Origin of the sequence: Pseudomonas putida (assembly GCF_005080685.1) — a bacterium.
Lineage (GTDB): Bacteria > Pseudomonadota > Gammaproteobacteria > Pseudomonadales > Pseudomonadaceae > Aquipseudomonas > Aquipseudomonas putida_V.
Window position 1 is genome coordinate 5,624,198 of record NZ_CP039371.1, and the last position, 17,691, is coordinate 5,641,888.

The following is a 17,691-nucleotide window of genomic DNA, read 5'->3' on the forward strand; positions in this document are numbered from 1 at the left end:
GCGTCAGGACAACAAGCCCAGGGACTGGGCACGGGCGACGGCCTGTGTGCGGCGCTCTACCCCGAGCTTGCTGTTGATATGACTGGCATGGGTTTTGACCGTGTGCAACGAGATGAACAAGCGCTCACTGATTTGCTGGTTCGAGCAGCCCTGGGCGATCAGTTCGAGCACGGCCATCTCGCGCCCGCTCAGCGTTTCGCCATTGCCACTTTCGACCACCGGCAGCCCCGGCAGCAATGCCAGCAACTGCGCCTGTGCCGGGCAGCCGGGGCTTGCCAGCAATTGTTCACGCAGCCAGAGCGGATGTTCCTGCAACAATCGCTGGAATGTCTGCAGTACGCCGCCACGGGCCGCCTCCAAGGCCTGGGGCAGCAGCGCGGCGGCCTGGGCGTCCTGCCCTGGCCAAGCCGCAGCGCCATCGACTGGCACAGCGCATGGGCCGTCAGCAGCGTACCGCCGCTGGAACGACCTCGTTCGACCAGCGCAGCCAGCCGCTGGCTCGCCTGCTCGGTGTGCCCCTGGGCACGCTCGAGCAAGGCCTGTTGCAGTTCGATGTGCAGAGGCAGCAACGGGTGGAATTCCGGCGCCGCCGCCGGCTGCTCGCCGCCGTAGGTCTGGCCCAGGCGCAACAGCCACGACTCAGCCAGGTCGGTGCGCCCCTGGGCGAGCCAGAGTTCACACTTCACCAGGGTGATCATCGCCAGGTAGAAGATGGGCGGCACGTCCCAGATATGCATCAACCGCTCGGCCTCGGCCAGTTCGGCGAAGGCCTCGGCGAACTGGCCCTCGCGGCCATCCAGCGAGGCGATCACGCAGTGCCCGATGAGAACGCTGATGTCCCGGCATGCGCGGGCCTCGCTGAGCCCGGCACGCAAGCGCGCACGGCCCTGGGTATTTTGCAGGCGCGCCACCAGCAGGTAGCCTTCGTACAGGGTCAGGCGGGCGCGCACCGCATACAGGCGCTGCACCGATAACCCCTGCAGCCGCTGCTGCCCCTCGCGCACCTCGTCCAAGGCTCGCAGCACCTCGCCACGGGCGTGCAGCACCCGCGCCCGGTCATAGTGGGCCAAGGCTTCGAACAACGGATTGCCGACCCGCTGGGCCAGCTCCAATGCCTCGCGATTCCAGCCACGGGCGCGCCAGAAGTCGGCGTCGGCGATGGCCAGGTTGGATAGCGTCGAGAGGCACACCAGACGTTGACCGTAGCGCTTGTCCGGCAGGCTTTGCAGGGCCTCGCCACAAAAGGCCAGGGTGCGTGCACGGTCGCCGCGGCCGCGGGCGATCACTCCGCTGAGCGCCAACCACTGGGCCAGCATGGAGCGCTGCGCGGTGGCCGAGGGCGCCGGCAGGAACCGGCTGAGGTAGCCGGCCAATTCCTCGGCCGCATCCAGCTGGCAGGCCAGGCCCAAGGCCCAGCTGTACAGCACGATCAGGCGCGGCGTACTGATCAGGAGGCTGTCGGGCAGGTCCATCTTCCAACGCAGCAACATGCCGACGTTCTGTTCCGCCAGCAATTGCTCCTCCGACAGGCTCTGCACCAGGTCGGCCGCCACATCCAGATGCCCGGCGCGCAGCGCCTGTTCCACCGCCTCGTCCAGCAGGCCCTGGCCCTGGAACCAGCGGCAGGCCCGCAGATGCAGGCGCGCCAGCGGCTCGCTGGCCTGGCGGCTGCGCAACAGGTCGGAAAACAGGTGGTGATAACGAAACCAGTAGCCATGCTCGTCCAGCGGCACCAGAAACACTTGATGAGCCTGCAGATATCGCAGGATCGCCAGGCTGTCGTCCCGTTCGCGCAAGGCGTCGCACAACTCGGCGCAAAAGCGCTCCTGGCAGGCGGTATCGTCGAGGAACGCCTGTACTTCGGGCGGCAGGATGTCGATCACTTCTTCCAGCAGATAGTCGCGTATCAGCCCCTCGCCGCCATGCAGCGCCTGGGGCAGCGCCTGCTCGTCGGCGCCTTCGCTGGCCGCCAGTTGCCAAAAACGCAGCCCCGCCACCCAGCCGTCGCTGCGTTGGATCAGGTTGTCCAGGGCCTGGCCGCGCAGGCCGGTGGGCTGGCAGCCGATCACCGCCAGGGCCTCGTCGGCGGTCAGGCGCAGGTCTTGCTCGTTGAGTTCGACCAGTTGGCGCGACAGGCGCAGCCGCGCCAGGTGCCAGTCGGGGCGCTGGCGGCTGGTGACCAGCAGCACCAGGCCAGGTGGCAGGTGATTGAGGAAAAACTGCAGGCAGCGGTCGAGCACCGGGCCCTGCGCCAGATGGTAGTCATCGAGTACCAGCAGCAACGGCGTATCGGGTTGCAGGTACAGGGCCAGCTCGTCGAGCAGGCCATCGAGCCATTCTTCGAAGGCGAACGGCTGATGCCGCTGGCGCATCTTCAACAGGCCCATGGCCTGGCCCCCCAGTGCCGGGCAGTACTGCTGCAGACCTTCGAGCAGGCGCTCGAGGAAGCGACCTGGATCGGCGTCTCGCTGGCTCAGGCCGAGCCACAGGCTGCGCCAATGCTCGGGTAGTGCCTGGCAGAATTCGACGGCCAGCGAGCTCTTGCCGAACCCCGCCGGAGCATTGACCAGCAGCAAGCGCCCGCCCAGGCCGGCCTGCAGGCGTTGGCACAAGCGCGGACGGACAATGTGCCCCTCCGGCAGCGGCGGCCGAAAGAAACGCCCGTCCAGCAGGCCCAGGGCCTGGCTGGCGAATCCATGCGTACGGGACAGATCAGTCATGGCCGGCTCGTTCTGGTTGGCAAACTACGGCGGTAAACGGATTGTTCCGAGACTAGCCGGTAACTCGGCACATTTGAAGATGATGGGAGCCATTCGCGGGCGAAAGACTGAGACAAAAAGCGACAAGTTCGCTTGGCCCTGGCTAGAGTGGGGGTTTGGCGGGGTATTCAGGGATTTTATGGGGGGCGGGTTGGGTAACGGTGAGCCGCAGAAGCGTGCGCTGGAGATTTGCAGTGCCGCAGATATCGAGCGCCGCCCGCGCGGCGCTTCGCGGGACAAGCCCGCTCCCACATCTGTTTCAGGCCAATTATGTCTGATAGGCCATGGTTGTCAGCCTGGTGGGCCCGGCGCGCTATTTGTGTTGGCGCAGGGCACACCACGATATTCGGTGGTGCCGCCAAAGGCAAACAACCCGGGCCTGACAGACATAGGTTCGTTGCAACAAACTGTGGGAGCGGGCTTGTCCCGCGAAGCGCCGCGCGGGCGGCGCTCGATGTATGCGGCACCACACAACCCAAGCGCACGCTTCGCGAAGCGCCGCCCGCGCGGCGCTCGATATCCTAGGCGCTGAAGATGTAAAGGCAGGCCCGCCTCAACGCACCCCATCCTCCCACATCTGTTTCAGGCCAATTATGTCTGATAGGCCATGGTTGTCAGCCTGGTGGGCCCGGCGCGCTATTTGTGTTGGCGCAGGGCACACCACGATATTCGGTGGTGCCGCCAAAGGCAAACAACCCTGGCCTGACAGACATAGGTTCGTTGCAACAAACTGTGGGAGCGGGCTTGTCCCGCGAAGCGCCGCGCGGGCGGCGCTCGATGTATGCGGCACCACACAACCCAAGCGCACGCTTCGCGAAGCGCCGCCCGCGCGGCGCTCGATATCCTAGGCGCTGAAGATGTAAAGGCAGGCCCGCCTCAACGCACCCCATCCTCCCACATCTGTTTCAGGCCAATTATGTCTGATAGGCCATGGTTGTCAGCCTGGTGGGCCCGGCGCGCTATTTGTGTTGGCGCAGGGCACACCACGATATTCGGTGGTGCCGCCAAAGGCGAACAACCCTGGCCTGACAGACATAGGTTCGTTGCAACAAACTGTGGGAGCGGGCTTGTCCCGCGAAGCGCCGCGCGGGCGGCGCTCGATGTATGCGGCACCACACAACCCAAGCGCACGCTTCGCGAAGCGCCGCCCGCGCGGCGCTCGATATCCTAGGCGCTGAAGATGTAAAGGCAGGCCCGCCTCAACGCACCCCATCCTGACGCAGCGCCGCCGGCTGGAAGTCGCTCTTGCTGGCACTGAAGCCGAAATCGTAGGCCCGCTTCTCCTCGTTCTTCATGCCCAGGGCCAGGTAGCGGCCCGATTGCAGGTCGTAGATCGCCTCCAGGGTGTACCAGGGCACCTGCACGTTGTAGTAATCCTGGGCATGGGCCTCGGACACCCGCCACAGCTGGCCGCGGCCATCGTATTGATCGATCACCGCTGCCTGCCAGGTGTCTTCGTCGATGTAGAAGTCACGCTTGGCGTAGATGTGCCGCTGGCCCGGCTTCAACGTCGCCACCACATGCCAGACGCGACGCAACTCGTAACGGGTCAGGTCCTGGTTGATGTGCCCGGCCTTGAGGATGTCGGCGTACTTCAGGCTGGGCGAGTCGAGCTTGTAGGTGTTCGAAGCGATGTACAGCTCTTTCTTGCCCTCGAGCTTCCAGTCGTAGCGGTCCGGGGCGCCGTTGTACATGTCGAGGTTGTCCGAAGTGCGCAGGCCATCGGCGGCAGTACCCGGCCCGTCATACGACACCTGTGGCGCCTGGCGCACGCGACGCTGGCCGGCGTTGTAGATCCAGGCCTTGCGGGGCTCCTTGACCTGGTCGAGGGTCTCGTGCACCAGCAGCACCGTCCCGGCAAGGCGCGCCGGCGCGGTGACCTTCTGCTTGAAGTAGAACAGCACATTGCCCGGGTCGTTCGGGTCGTAGTCCTTCATCCGGTCACGGAAGACGAACTGGTCCTGGAAGTTCACCAGGCTGTAGGAGCCGTTCTGCTGTGGCGTGGCCTGGGTCACCAGGCGGGTCACGCTGCCGCCGCGGTAACGGGTGATGTGGTTCCAGATCACTTCGACGCCGCTCTTGGGAATCGGGAACGGCACGGCAGTGCGGAAGTTGTTCAAGCCATTACCGCCCTCGACCAGGGTGGTCTTGGTGGCGTTCTCCTTGATGGCGGCGAACACCTCGTCAGGCACGGTAGAGCCACGGTGGGTCTTGTACACCGGGATCTTGTAGGTCTGTGGGTAGCGCTTGAACATCGCCACCTGCCCCGGCGACAGCTTGTCCTTGTACTGCTCGACGTTCTGCGCGGTGATGGTGAACAGCGGCTGCTCGTTGCCGTACGGGTCGGACAAAAACCCCTTGCCATCGACGCTACCGGCAGTCTTCGCCAGGGGCGCCCAGGCGCCGATGCTGCCATCGGCGTTGCCGGCCTTTTCCGCGCCCATCGGCGTCAGGGTGGTGCCGAGCTTGGCCGCCTCGTCGGCGGATACCGCAGCCATGACACTGGTCGCCAGCAGGGACAGGCCCAGTACACCGGCTTGCAGCAGACTTCTGGTCTTGTTCATCTCGTGTCGTCCTGGATCGAAGTTCTTAGAAGTTCACGCCGAAGCTGAGGGCGACGAAGTCGCGGTCATCCACGGTGCTGTACTTGCCGTCGAAGAAGTTGGTGTACGACAGGCTGGCGGTATAGGTGTTCTGGTATTCGGCATCCAGGCCCAGGCTGATCGCCTTGCGCCCTTCCTCGAAGTTGCCGCCCGGCCCCGGCGAGTAGCCATCGACGTCATGCGACCAGGCCACGCTCGGGCGCAGGTTCACCCCGGCGAAGACGTTGTTGTAGTCCCAGATGGCGCGGACGCGGTAGCCCCAGGAGTCGGTGGTGGTGTAGCCGTCGTTCTCGCAGTAGCGCGACACGTTGTTGGCGTCGCTGGTGCCCAGGGTGCTGGTGTTCAGCGCCTCGCACTGGCCGTTTGGCAGCGGGCCGGGGCCGAATACCGGGTCGCGTCCGTAACGGATCTTGCGGGTGCTCTCCAGGCCGCCGACATGAGTCCAGCCGATTTCGCCGACCATGGTCAGGCGCTCGGCGCCCATCACCTGGTCGAAGAAGTGGGTGAAGGTGGTCTGCAGTTGGGTGATTTCCTTGCGCCGGTAGCCAGGCTGGTCTGCACCTGGCGTGCCCTCCAGCACCGACACGTCGGGGTTGAGCGGGGTCAGGCCGGAATACAGGATGTCCGTGGTGTTGATCTGCACCGGTGCGTTGGGGCGGTAGCTGATCTCACCGCTCCAGGCAGTGCCGGTGGGCAAGGTGGTCGAGAAGCTAAGGCCGTAGAGGCGGATGTCCTCTGGGTACTCGACGTAGTAGCTGGAGTTGCCGGCCACCACCAATGGCATCAGCGACGGCATCAGGTTGGCCAGCACCGACGCGGGTACACCAGCGCCAACCAATGCGGCAGCCAGGTTGTTCGGATCGAAATACTGGGCATCGGCGCCATGCCCACTGAAGATCGGCGCGCGGCTGTGATAGTTCATGAAGTAACCGCCGAACTCGGTGTTCAGTGGCTCGAACATGTAGCGCATGGCCACGCCGAACTGGCCGCTGTCCCGGGCATCGCGGTCGGCGCCGCGGCGCACGATCACACCCTCGTCGGGCGAACCCCAGGTCACGTTCTGCGCGCCAAGGGTGCCGAGCACCGGCGCCGACAACGGGCCGAGGGCGCCGCTCAGGGTCGATTGCTTGGCGAGTACCGCCAGGTTGTTGTTGCAACCATCGGCGATCACGTCCGGCTGGGAGAAGAAGGTGCCGCAGTTGTCGACCACCGTCTGGTCCCATTCCAGCTGGTAGAAGCCCTCGACCGACAGGTTGTCGGTGACGCTCTGCGACAGGTAGAACATGTTCACCGGGATCAGGCCTTCCTTGATTTCCGCCCCGGGGCGACGGAAGGCCGAGACATCGATCGGGTTGATGGCGTTGATGCCGCCACCGATGAAGGTGCTTTCACCCCAGCTCACCACCTGCTTGCCCAGGCGCACGGTGCCCGGCAGGTCGGCGATGCTGTAGTTGTGATAGACGAAGGCGTCGAGCAGTTCGGCCCCGGACGACTTGGCGCCTTCCTTGCGGTTGGAGTCGCTGATGTCCTTGAACTCGCGGCCCTCGTCCTTGAGCTCGAAGTCGTACCAGTACTTGCCACGGACGAACACACCGGTGTCGCCGTACTTGAGTTCCAGGTCATGGATGCCCTTGAAGATCTTCGAGAAGGTTTCGCCCTTCTTGAAGTTCAGGTGGCCGTCGTCGGAGGTCTGCGACAGCCCCTTGCCGCCGTTGTTGGCACCGATCAGGTTCTTGTTGGGGTTGGCAGTGGACCAGCTGGCACCGATGGAGAGCGACGAGTCGAACTGCGCCTCGATCTCCCCGATGTTGAAGCTGACGGCAAAAGCAGGACTTGCGAGCGTGGAAGCAAGGCTGACGGCCATGGGCAGCTTGGCCCGGCGCCAGAACAGGTTTGCAGATTTCATCGACGCTACTCCATGTACTTTTTTGTTATGGCAGTGAGTCCTTTCAGAAACGGCCCGTGCGACCGGTGCGCGAGCCTGCGCCCGCAGCGACACGGTTTGCGCGTGTCGCCCTCCCCCATTCCTGAAAATCACCTGGCCCGACTATAGCCAGCAGGCACAGGCGCTTGATCCCTCTAAAGTGTGATTTGCACAGCCACTGCGACACTTGCCGACGCAGGTCGAAACCTGCGCGTGAATAGCGCGAAAGCATGGCGTATTTTTTTCATTTGGCAAGGACAAACCCCTCTATTTCGCGGGTTGCGGAACCTGACCCACAACCCGCACGCCCTTCACAGGGTCGACAGGAATGCGCTGTTGCTGGCCTGCCACTGGGTGATGTCCAGGCGGATACGCTTCTTGTCCAGCTTGCCGACGCTGGTCTTGGGAATTTCAGTAACAACGGCGATCTGGCTGGGAATGGCCCACTTATTGATGTGACCTTCCTCGACATAGGGCTTGAGATGTTCCTTCAGGGCCTTGGCATCCACCGCATGGCCGTCGCGCACCACCAGCAGGGCGAATGGGCGCTCGCCCCACTGCGGGTCGGCCACGCCCACCACCGCCACTTCGCGCACGGCCGGATGTCGGCTGATCAGGTCCTCGAGGTCCAGCGACGATACCCATTCTCCGCCGGTCTTGATCACATCCTTGATGCGGTCGCGGATATCGATGTAGCCCATGCCGTCGAGGGTGGCGACGTCACCGGTGTGCAGCCAGCCGCCCTGCCACAGTTGCTCGCTCTTTTCCGGCTCCTTGAAGTAGCCCATGGTCAGCCACGGCGCCCGCAATACCAGCTCACCCTGGGTTTCGCCGTCAGCCGGGAGGAAATTGCCATCGCCATCGACGATGGCCGCCTCGACCAGCGGCACCGGCACCCCAGCCTTGATCCGATAGGTGACGCGCTCGTCCTCGCCACCGGCTTGCAGTTCGTCGTTCAGGTGCGCGGCCGAGATCAGTGGGCAGGTTTCCGACATGCCATAGGCAGCGGTCAGCTGGATGCCACGGGCCAGAGCCGCCTGGTATAACGAGCGGTTGAGCGCGCTACCGCCGATGATGATCTTCCAGCCGCCGAAGTCTTGGCCCTGGGACGACGGGCAGTTGAGCAGCATCTGCAGGATGGTCGGCACGCAGTGCGAGAACGTAACCCTTTCCTCGCGCCACAGCTTCACCAGCATGTCCGGCTCGTAGCGCCCCGGGTACACCTGTTTCATGCCCAGCATGGTGGCGGCATACGGGATGCCCCAGGCGTGCACGTGGAACATCGGCGTGATGGGCATGTACACGTCGTTGCTGCCCAGCAGCCTGACGCTGTCGATACTGCCGGTGACCGACGCTTCGGCCAGGGTGTGCAGCACCAGCTGGCGATGGGTGAAATACACCCCCTTGGGGTTGCCGGTGGTGCCGGTGGTGTAGAAGGTGGTGGCCACCGAGTCTTCGTCGAAGTCGGGGAAGTCGTAGCGCGGGCTGGCGGCGGCGAGCAGTTGCTCGTACTCGCCGACCAGGTCGGGCAGGTCTGCGCGCTTGCTTTCGCCGTCGGTCAGCAGCACGGTCTTCTGCACCGTGGTCAACTGCCCGGCGATGGCCTGGTAGAGGCCAACGAAGTCGCTGTTGACCAGCACGAAGCGGTCCTCGGCGTGATTCATGGTGTAGAGGATCTGCTCGGGCGAGAGGCGCACGTTGATCGTGTGCACCACGGCGCCGATCATCGGAATGGCGAACATGCACTCCAGGTAGCGATGGCTGTCCCAGTCCATCACCGCCACGGTGTCTCCGGCCTTGACCCCGGCCTCGGTGAGCACGTTGGCCAAGCGGGCGATGCGCTCGTTGAGCTGCGGGTAGGTCAGGCGCAACTGGTCGCGGTAGACGATCTCGCGGGTCTTTTCGTAACGGCTGCCCGACATCAGCAGTCGCTTGATCAACAGTGGAAAGGTGTAGGCGCCCTCGGCGGGCTTGATGATGCGGGTCTGCAGCATGGTTATCCCTTCTTGAACGACGTGCCGGACAAAAGTCTGGATGTACTGTAGACCGCCAATGTGACGGCCAAATCAGCCGAAGGAATGATTTGCTTGCACAAGGTATGAGCGGCAAGCGTTGACGAGTGCCAGCCGCGAGCTAGACACTGCGCTGACAACAATTCACCAAGCCACCGGAGCTTCCCATGCCCACCCCGCGTCGCGCCGTGTTTCTCGATCACCAGTCCCTGGACCTGGGCGATCTCGACCTCTCGCCCCTCAAGCAGCAGTTCGACGAGTTCGAGCTGTTCGCCGCCACCCGTCCCGAGCAGGTGGCCGAGCGCTTGCAGGGCGCTGTCGCGGTGGTCAGCAACAAGGTCGTGCTCGACGCCGAGGTGCTGGCGGCCAACCCGCAGCTCAAGCTGATCCTGGTAGCGGCCACCGGTACCAACAACGTCGACCTGGCTGCCGCCCGCGCCCAAGGCATCACCGTGAGCAATTGCCAGGGCTACGGCACCCCTTCAGTGGCCCAGCACACCCTGGCGCTGCTGCTGGCGCTGGCCACGCGCCTGGTCGACTACAACCAGGCGGTGGCCGCTGGGCAATGGGCCAAGGCGCAACAGTTCTGCCTGCTGGACTTCCCGATCGTCGAGCTGGAGGGCAAGACCCTCGGCCTGCTCGGCCACGGCGAGCTGGGCGGCGCGGTGGCGCGCCTGGCCGAAGCCTTCGGCATGCGCGTGCTGAGCGGGCAAATCCCTGGCCGCCCGGCCCGTGACGACCGCCTGCCATTGGACGAACTGCTGCCGCAGATCGACGCTCTGACCCTGCACTGCCCCTTGAACGAACACACCCGGCACATGATCGGCAGCCGCGAACTGGCCCTGCTCAAGCCCGGCGCTCTGGTGGTGAATACCGCCCGAGGCGGCCTGATCGACGAGCAGGCCCTGGCTGACGCCCTGCGCAGCGGCCATTTGGGTGGCGCCGCCACCGACGTGCTCAGCGTCGAGCCACCGGTCGCCGGCAACCCACTGCTGGCCAGCGACATCCCGCGCCTGCTGATCACCCCGCACAGCGCCTGGGGCGCGGTAGAGGCCCGCCAGCGCATCGTCGGCCAGCTCGGCGAGAATGCCCAGGCGTTCTTCGCGGGTCAGCCCCGCCGCGTGGTCAGCTGAGCCCAGCGACGGCCTCTGCTACACTGCGCGACTTTTTCCAGGAGGCGTCGTCCATGGACCCGCGCAGTGAAGTGTTGCTCCGCCAGGCGGACCTGTTCCAGGGTCCGCTGCTGCTCGCCGGCGCCCCCGCCGACGGCCTGCTCGGGCAGTTGCCGCAGGCCCAGGCGTGGGTCTGGCATGCCGGTGACCAGGCCATGCTCGACAGCCGTTTCGCCGGTCGCAGCCACTTTGGCGTCGAGGCGCCGGCAGTGGCCTTCGACGCCGCCGTGCTGTTCCTGCCCAAGTCGCGTGACCTGGCCGCCTACCTGATCAACGCCCTGGCTTCGCGCCTGGGTGGACGCGAGCTCTACCTGGTCGGCGAAAAACGCGGTGGCATCGAGGGCGCGGCGAAGCAACTGCAAGCCCTGGGCAAGCCACGCAAGCTCGACAGTGCCCGCCATTGCCAGTTGTGGCAGGTGACGGTAGAGCACACCCCTGAAGCCAAGCCACTGGAAAGCCTGGCCGAACGCTTCGAGCTGGACCTCGAAGATGGCCCGTTGCAGGTGGTCAGCCTGCCCGGCGTATTCAGCCACGGCCGCCTCGATCGCGGCAGCGCGCTGCTGCTCAAGCACCTCGACGAGCTGCCGGTCGGCCATGTACTGGACTTCGGCTGCGGCGCCGGGTTGCTCGGCGCCACGGTCAAGCGACGTTATCCCCAGAGCCGGGTCACCCTGCTGGACGTGGACGCCTTCGCCGTGGCCGCGAGCCGCCTGACCTTGGCCGCCAATGGCCTGGAAGGCGAGGTCATCAGCGGTGACGGCATCGATGCCGCACCTGATGACCTGAGCCTGATCCTGAGCAATCCGCCGTTCCATACCGGGGTCCACACCAACTACCAGGCTTCGGAAAACCTGCTGAAAAAATCTGGCCAACATCTGCGAAAAGGTGGCGAAATGCGCCTGGTCGCCAACAGCTTCCTACGCTATCAACCGTTGATCGAAGGCGCCCTGGGCAACTGCCAGACACGCGCCGAAGCCGATGGCTTTCGCATCTACCGAGCCACACGTGGATAAGGTCAGGCTCTTCACGGATTGGCGGGGGAGATTGGCTTGGCATTGAGATTGGGAACGGTCCATTTTGTGTAGCGGCGCTACTGGCCCCTGCCGCCTTTACGGCGGCCTACTTTTTTCTTGGAAAAAGTAGGCAAAACCGCTCGCTCCTGCATCCGGCCCTCCGCTGCGCTACGGGTCCCCTCGCTACGGCGCCTTCCGGGCCTGCGCGGCCTACGACTTGCTCCGCAAGTCTACATCTCGCGCCTTCGGCTACGCCGAAGGGTGCTGCGCACCTGGCCCTACAGGCGCCTACGCTCGGCCTCCTGACGTCGCGAAGTTAGCGGCGGCGCCTGCACTGGCGTTATCTTCGAAAGAGACACCGCGCTATCTGCTACAACACAAAGCGATAGGTAAACCGCGAGAGCGCAGCGATTCGCCTGCCGTTGCTCTGGCTGTTGATCTTGATCTTGATCTACCCGCGACCTCAGGAGGCCGAGCGTAGGCGGCTGGAGGGCCAGGTGCGCAGCACCCTTCGGCGTAGCCGAAGGCGCGAGACGTAGACTTGCGGAGCAAGTCGTAGGCCGCGCGGGCCCGCAAGCCGCCGAAGCGAGGGAACCCCGAAGCGCAGCGTAGGGGCCGTATGTGGGAGCAAGCGGTTTTGCGCTCCTTTGTCCAAGAACAAAGGAGCCCGCCGTAAAGGCGGAAGGGGCCAGTAGCGCCGCTACATCCCTCGGATCAGCCCCCAAGCCCAAGCCCAATCCCAAACTCCAACCCCCCCCGCTATTCCATGAAGGACCTAAAATCAGGGCTTGCCGAAATCGATTCGACTAGGCAGAATCCGCTCCGTCCTAGGGGAGTAGTCTCCCGCGAGCCCCCAGCTCGCCCGGTACGCGTCAACATACTTGGCCCACAGGCCATGGCGCGTGCGACCCGAGGTCCGCGCAGACGGACCCAGGGTTTGACAAGACCTATGACACGCACACCTTACCCGGGGCGGGGAGGTCGTACGTGTCATAGCCGTGTCGACCCGCCCCCGTAGGAAACCTGATGCTGGAATCTCTGCTCGTCCCCACCGCAATCGTCGCCCTCGCTGAAATCGGCGACAAGACGCAATTGCTCGCGCTCATCCTCGCTGCCCGCTTCCGCAAGCCTTGGCCGATCATTGCCGGCATCATCGCCGCCACCCTGGCCAACCACGCCGCAGCCGGTGCCGTAGGCGCTTGGGTCAGTGGATTCTTCACCGAAACGATGCTGCACTGGATCCTCGCCGCGAGCTTCACCGCCACCGCGCTGTGGACCCTGGTGCCGGACAAGATGGACGACGACGAGAACCCGGCACGCCGCTTCGGTCCGTTCCTGACCACGCTGATCGCCTTCTTCCTCGCCGAAATCGGTGACAAGACCCAGGTCGCCACGGTGATGCTGGCCGCCCAATACCCGCACCTGATCATGGTCATCATCGGCACCACCCTGGGCATGCTGATCGCCAACGTACCCGTGGTCCTGGCCGGTAATTTCGCCGCCGACAAACTGCCGCTGGCACTGATCCGCCGCCTGGCCGCCGCTGCCTTCTTCGTGCTGGCGATCGTCGCCGTGTACTCGGCGATGAAGGCCAGTGGCTGGGTCGGCTGACGACCGACACAGGGCTGCCTGGCAGCCCTGTTCCGGTGCTAGAGTGCCTTGCTCATGCCAAGGAGCCACAAGGAGCAACCTATGGAGCTACACATGCGTGCGATCCTCCCTTTGCTGCTGGCGCTCAGCCTGCCCGCCGTCGCTGCTCCGCTGCACGGCCAGTTCCTGCCTCCGGACGACCAGTCGCTGCGCCAGGAAGCGCCGACCGGCCAGCAACTGCTGCAGGTCACCGACTACTCGGTGGTGGTCGGCGCCCAGCGCCCGTCCGACCAGCAGCCCATCCCGATCACCTCGTCGCTGCAGATGCGTCTGAAGGGCAAGCCGCTGAGCAAGGGCGCGACCATCAGCCAGGTGCTGCTGACCTTCGACGGCGAAGCCGGCAAGAGCCTGAAGAAGCCGGTGTACGACGAGCAGACCCGCACCCTGAGCCTGAACTACCCGGTGAGCGACTACCGGGTGATCATGGACCTGCTGCGCAACGAGACCCTGTACGTGCAGTTCCTGACCTACGCCAATGGCCATGTCTGGGCTGACCTGCACACCGGCACCGTACGTACGCGTTGAGGCGCGCCACTCCAGGGGGGTACACTGCCGGCCTTCGAAATTCCGTGATGGTCCAGTTGGAGCCGGCAATGCGCAAAGACAAGAAGCAGGTGATTGGTGACGAGATCAGCGATGACTACGTCAAGACGTTCCTTCAGTTCGAACCGGCCGATGGCGTGACCTCGCCGTCGCTGCACAAGCTGGTCAAGGCCTACCGCGGCCTGCGCGTCGACGACTTCGAGCGCTTCGTCGGCTTCTTCGTCGAAGCAGGCTTCGACCTGGACGGCAAGGACGAGCATGGCAAGACCTTCGTGCAACTGATCGAAGACCAGCGCAACGCGCCGGAGTACATAGAGATCATCGCCAACGCCCGCGGCTGATCGGTCGTCTGTACTGGCCTCTTCGCGGCGGTTCGGCGCGAAGAGGCCAGTACAGACAACCAATGCCACAAAAAAACGCCCCGAGGGGCGTTTTTTTCGTTCAGGCAAGCTTAGGCGTAATGCTTGGCCGGGCTGTTTTCCACCAGCTCCAGCGCCACGTCGTTGTCGGCACTGATCTTGTGGTACAGCGCCGCATCGGTCGCCAGGGTCTTCTCACGCGCCGGGAAGATTTCCTTGAGCTTGGCAGCCCAGGCGCCCTTTGCCTGCTCGGGGAAGCAGCGCTCGATCAGCTCGAGCATGATCGACACGGTCACCGAAGCGCCTGGCGAGGCGCCAAGCAATGCCGCCAGACTGCCGTCCTCGGCCGAGACCAGCTCGGTACCGAACTGCAGGATGCCGCCCTTCTTCGGGTCCTTCTTGATGATCTGCACGCGCTGGCCGGCCACTTCCAGGCGCCAGTCCTCGGCCTTTGCCTGCGGATAGAAGCGACGCAGCGACTCCAGGCGTTGCTCCATGGACTGCATCACTTCGCTGACCAGGTACTTGGTCAGGTCCATGTTGTCGCGCGCCACGGCCAGCATCGGGCCGATGTTGCCCATGCGCACCGACAGCGGCAGGTCCATGAACGAACCATGCTTGAGGAACTTGGTGGTGAAGCCTGCGTACGGCCCGAACAGCAGCGATTTCTTGCCATCGACCACACGGGTGTCGAGGTGCGGCACCGACATGGGCGGCGCACCGACCGCGGCCTGGCTGTAGACCTTGGCCTGGTGCTGCTTGACGATTTCCGGGTTGTCGCAACGCAGCCATTGGCCGCTGACCGGGAATCCGCCAAAACCCTTGCTCTCCGGGATGCCCGACAGCTGCAGCAGCGGCAGGGCCGCGCCACCGGCGCCGAGGAACACGAAACGGGCGTCGACTTCACGGCTGCCGCCGCTGTTGACGTCCTTGATGCTGACGGTCCAGCCACTGCCGTTACGACGCAGGCCGACGACCTTCTTGCTGTACTTGACCTGGGCGTCGGGCGCGTCACCCAGCAGCTTGAGCAGCTTGTTGGTCAAGGCGCCGAAGTTGACGTCGGTGCCCTTGAGCACGCGGGTGGCGGCAATGCGCTGGTCAGCAGGTCGCCCCGGCATCATCAGCGGCATCCAGTCCTTCATCACGGCCTGGTCTTCGGTGTATTCCATCTCGGCGAAGGCATGGTGCTGCTTGAGCAACTCGTAGCGCTTCTTGAGGAAGCCGATACCTTTCTCACCCTCGACATAGCTCAGGTGCGGGACCGGATTGATGAAGGCACGGGCCGAGCCGAAATTGCCTTTCTTGCTCAGGTAGGCCCAGAACTGGCGCGAGACCTCGAACTGGGTATTGATGTGCACGGCCTTCTTGATGTCGATGCTGCCATCGGCGGCCTGGGGCGTGTAGTTCAGCTCGCACAGGCCGGCGTGGCCGGTACCTGCGTTGTTCCAGGGGTTGGAGCTTTCCGCGGCCCCGGAGTCCATCGCCTCGACGACCTCCAGCTTGAGGGTCGGGTCGAGCTCCTTGAGCAGTACGGCCAGGGTGGCACTCATGATGCCCGCGCCTACCAATACCACATCAACCGATTCGTTCTGCGCCATTTAACGCGTCTCCACAATCTACAGCTACCTAATTGACAGCATAGGACCACTGGGGTCACCAGGAATCGCCATGTCCGACTCTTCGCAGTTCTTGCAACTTCCGCGGACACCGCCAACCAGTCTTCGGGTTCAGGTATTGAACGCCGTTTGCCACGGGTGCGGCAATTCGACTTATGGTCGAGGGTCCCTGCGTGCGTTAAGGGAACGGTTCAGCCACCCATCCGCGATGAGCGATCTTGCCGCCTGTTCAGGGCTGTTCGGGACACATCTGCCGCTTTTACACATGCCAGACTGTTCATTGCTCGCCACACTCTCGTGAAGTTGTGAAAAACCGTTTTTTCACGCTCTTTTGGAGTCGTGAACCTCAAAAGGGGACTGCGCGATGGCAACCCACAGGTTCATGCAGTGCGAAGGGCCGGAAAAGCAGGCACGACAGCCGATGCAAGACCTGAGTGGAAGGCTCTCTGTGGGCGAAGCGGTAAAGGTGCCGGGGTCAAGCGGCGAATGCGGGGCCCGATCAGGAGACGTCCTTATAATCGGGGGGAGATTATAACGATGTCGCGGACAGAAAGGTCGGAAATCGTGGTTTTTATTGCAGCGTTTGTCCGTTTATCGGACTGCGCCCCTGCATGCGGCGTTGTGCCCGGTTGCAAAAACCCGCCGCAGAGGCTCTTCGCGACCGATGACTGGGCCGCGTGAGCCTAGGTATACTGTGCGCCTTTGCCGTCTTTTCTGGAGAAACGCGCATGTTGCAACGTCTGTTGTTCAGTGTGCTCGCCGTGGCCAGCCTCAGCCTGGTCGGTTGTGCCCACAGCCCGCAACAACTCAGCCCGCAACCCCAACTCACCGCTCAGCTCGCTCCGGTCGGCCACGGCCAGCCGGTGGTGGTGCGCGTGGTCGATGGCCGGGCCTCGCAATCGCTGGGCACTCGCGGTGGCATGTACCCCGAGACCAGCACCATCAGCGTCAGCGGCAACGACGTGGTGCCCAAACTGCAGGCCCAGGCCGAAGCCGCCGTGCGCCTGCTGGGCTTCACTCCGACGCCCAACGCCGGCAACGCCCCGCAGCTGACCGTGACCCTGGCCGAACTCAAGTACCAGTCGCCCAAGGACAACCTGTACGTGACCGAAGCCACCATCGGTGCCACCTTCCGCGCCGACGTGTCCAACGCCAGCCGCCGCTACAGCGGCCGTTATGGCGCTTCGCTGGACCAGCGCTTCGGCATGGCACCGAACCAGGAAACCAACACCAAGTTGGTGAGCGACGTGCTCAGCGACGCCCTCACCCGCCTGTTCAAGGATCCGACCATCGGCCAGGTCCTGGCCGAGTAAGCGCTTCCTTTCAAGGCCAGAAGCCCGCTGCCGGGTACCCGGCAGCGGGCTTTTTCTTGCGCGGCAATCCAGGCCTAGGCCGCTTCTATATGGAAGTCGAGCAAGCTGACACCGGTACCGGCATCCACCTCGGGCAGGTCGTCGTGGGCATGCCCACCCAGCGCGCAATAGACCAGCCAATGGCGGTCCTGGACATTGATGGCGAAACCGTCGATCAACGCCTGCTGCTCGTCGCTCTGGGCGATGAGGTAGAGGCGGTCCTGGTTTTCGGCGTGCAGCATGACTAGCTCCGTCTGGTCGAAAGGCCGACAGGGTGGCCTGTTCTGATGACGAGCGTGTGACAGATGAAATTAGATGACAGTTGGTCGCCAAGCCTGAGCGCGGTCGTAGGCTTTGGGTAGAATGCCAGCCTTCCGATGTTCCGACCGAGGTTGCTCGATGTCCTTGCACGTGCTCTGGGGGTTCCTGGCTGCCCACCCGACCAAGCTGATCAATCTGCTGGCGTTGCTGCTGACCTGCCCAGGCGGGTTGCTGCTGCAGAACGCCCGGCGCCGCGAGGCCGTCGCCCGTGAACACCTGGCGGTGGACGAAGGCACGGTAGATACCTTCGACCAGCGCGTGCCCCGCTACTACTACATTCTCGGTTTCTCGTGCCTGGCCATGGCGCTGCTGCTGTCCTGGTTCAGCACCTGGATCTGACCTGCAGGGCCGCGTTGCGGCCCTCTGG

The 17,691-nt window shown here is 64.2% G+C and carries 12 protein-coding genes, 1 pseudogene and 1 riboswitch; of the genes and pseudogenes, 7 read left to right on the forward strand and 6 right to left on the reverse strand.

Annotated features, from left to right (window positions below; translation table 11 throughout):
• Nucleotides 1-3: 3 nt before the first annotated feature.
• From E6B08_RS26155 to E6B08_RS26175, 4 genes and pseudogenes are all read right to left on the reverse strand, one after another.
• A pseudogene (locus E6B08_RS26155) lies at nt 4-2,720 on the reverse strand (LuxR C-terminal-related transcriptional regulator).
• A gap of 1,238 nt (nt 2,721-3,958) precedes the next feature.
• Nucleotides 3,959-5,323: a DUF1329 domain-containing protein gene (locus tag E6B08_RS26160; RefSeq protein ID WP_136916620.1), complete on the reverse strand. Its 1,365-nt coding sequence runs from the start codon at nt 5,321-5,323 to the stop codon at nt 3,959-3,961.
• Between the two features lie 25 nt (nt 5,324-5,348).
• A complete protein-coding gene (locus E6B08_RS26165; RefSeq protein WP_136916621.1) occupies nt 5,349-7,268 on the reverse strand; it encodes a DUF1302 domain-containing protein in 1,920 nt (639 codons plus the stop codon).
• 329 nt (nt 7,269-7,597) lie between these two features.
• A complete protein-coding gene (locus E6B08_RS26175) occupies nt 7,598-9,280 on the reverse strand; it encodes a fatty acid--CoA ligase (protein ID WP_136916622.1) in 1,683 nt (560 codons plus the stop codon).
• A 185-nt stretch (nt 9,281-9,465) separates the two neighbouring features.
• Here E6B08_RS26175 and E6B08_RS26180 point away from each other — a divergent pair, with 185 nt between their 5' ends.
• The 5 genes from E6B08_RS26180 (at nt 9,466) to E6B08_RS26200 (ending at nt 14,017) form a co-directional block, all read left to right on the forward strand.
• Nucleotides 9,466-10,431 (forward strand): 2-hydroxyacid dehydrogenase, encoded by a 966-nt coding sequence (locus E6B08_RS26180; RefSeq protein ID WP_136916623.1) that lies wholly within the window; start codon nt 9,466-9,468, stop codon nt 10,429-10,431.
• A gap of 53 nt (nt 10,432-10,484) precedes the next feature.
• Nucleotides 10,485-11,483: a class I SAM-dependent methyltransferase gene (locus E6B08_RS26185; RefSeq protein WP_136916624.1), complete on the forward strand. Its 999-nt coding sequence runs from the start codon at nt 10,485-10,487 to the stop codon at nt 11,481-11,483.
• An 818-nt stretch (nt 11,484-12,301) separates the two neighbouring features.
• Nucleotides 12,302-12,421: riboswitch (yybP-ykoY riboswitch) on the forward strand.
• Nucleotides 12,422-12,512: 91 nt separating this feature from the next.
• The gene (locus E6B08_RS26190) at nt 12,513-13,094 is read left to right on the forward strand and encodes a TMEM165/GDT1 family protein (protein WP_192938706.1); all 582 of its coding nucleotides are present in this window, start codon (nt 12,513-12,515) and stop codon (nt 13,092-13,094) included.
• Nucleotides 13,095-13,187: 93 nt separating this feature from the next.
• On the forward strand, nt 13,188-13,658 hold the full coding sequence (locus E6B08_RS26195; RefSeq protein WP_136916626.1) for a hypothetical protein: 471 nt from the start codon (nt 13,188-13,190) through the stop codon (nt 13,656-13,658).
• A 68-nt stretch (nt 13,659-13,726) separates the two neighbouring features.
• Nucleotides 13,727-14,017, forward strand: a complete 291-nt coding sequence (locus E6B08_RS26200; protein ID WP_136916627.1) for a PA4642 family protein — start codon at nt 13,727-13,729, stop codon at nt 14,015-14,017.
• Nucleotides 14,018-14,127: 110 nt separating this feature from the next.
• Here the strand turns inward: E6B08_RS26200 and mqo are convergent, their stop codons facing one another.
• A complete protein-coding gene (gene mqo, locus E6B08_RS26205) occupies nt 14,128-15,633 on the reverse strand; it encodes a malate dehydrogenase (quinone) (protein ID WP_136916628.1) in 1,506 nt (501 codons plus the stop codon).
• 746 nt (nt 15,634-16,379) lie between these two features.
• On the opposite strand from mqo, the gene E6B08_RS26210 reads away from it, so the two are divergent.
• A complete protein-coding gene (locus tag E6B08_RS26210) occupies nt 16,380-16,964 on the forward strand; it encodes a YajG family lipoprotein (protein ID WP_136916629.1) in 585 nt (194 codons plus the stop codon).
• A gap of 74 nt (nt 16,965-17,038) precedes the next feature.
• On the opposite strand, the gene E6B08_RS26215 is transcribed toward E6B08_RS26210, so the two are convergent.
• The gene (locus tag E6B08_RS26215; RefSeq protein ID WP_136916630.1) at nt 17,039-17,245 is read right to left on the reverse strand and encodes a hypothetical protein; all 207 of its coding nucleotides are present in this window, start codon (nt 17,243-17,245) and stop codon (nt 17,039-17,041) included.
• 157 nt (nt 17,246-17,402) lie between these two features.
• Here E6B08_RS26215 and E6B08_RS26220 point away from each other — a divergent pair, with 157 nt between their 5' ends.
• Nucleotides 17,403-17,663: a hypothetical protein gene (locus E6B08_RS26220; protein ID WP_136916631.1), complete on the forward strand. Its 261-nt coding sequence runs from the start codon at nt 17,403-17,405 to the stop codon at nt 17,661-17,663.
• The last annotated feature ends 28 nt before the right edge of the window (nt 17,664-17,691 follow it).

Bases quoted from the DNA above. Each gene is read 5' to 3' on its own strand.
- E6B08_RS26180 (WP_136916623.1), top strand. From the start codon at position 9,466: ATGCCCACCCCGCGTCGCGCCGTGTTTCTCGATCACCAGTCCCTGGAC.
- E6B08_RS26165 (WP_136916621.1), bottom strand. From the start codon at position 7,268: ATGAAATCTGCAAACCTGTTCTGGCGCCGGGCCAAGCTGCCCATGGCC.
- E6B08_RS26160 (WP_136916620.1), bottom strand. From the start codon at position 5,323: ATGAACAAGACCAGAAGTCTGCTGCAAGCCGGTGTACTGGGCCTGTCC.
- E6B08_RS26215 (WP_136916630.1), bottom strand. From the start codon at position 17,245: ATGCTGCACGCCGAAAACCAGGACCGCCTCTACCTCATCGCCCAGAGC.
- E6B08_RS26220 (WP_136916631.1), top strand. From the start codon at position 17,403: ATGTCCTTGCACGTGCTCTGGGGGTTCCTGGCTGCCCACCCGACCAAG.
- E6B08_RS26185 (WP_136916624.1), top strand. From the start codon at position 10,485: ATGGACCCGCGCAGTGAAGTGTTGCTCCGCCAGGCGGACCTGTTCCAG.
- E6B08_RS26195 (WP_136916626.1), top strand. From the start codon at position 13,188: ATGCGTGCGATCCTCCCTTTGCTGCTGGCGCTCAGCCTGCCCGCCGTC.
- E6B08_RS26210 (WP_136916629.1), top strand. From the start codon at position 16,380: ATGTTGCAACGTCTGTTGTTCAGTGTGCTCGCCGTGGCCAGCCTCAGC.
- E6B08_RS26200 (WP_136916627.1), top strand. From the start codon at position 13,727: ATGCGCAAAGACAAGAAGCAGGTGATTGGTGACGAGATCAGCGATGAC.
- E6B08_RS26175 (WP_136916622.1), bottom strand. From the start codon at position 9,280: ATGCTGCAGACCCGCATCATCAAGCCCGCCGAGGGCGCCTACACCTTT.
- mqo (WP_136916628.1), bottom strand. From the start codon at position 15,633: ATGGCGCAGAACGAATCGGTTGATGTGGTATTGGTAGGCGCGGGCATC.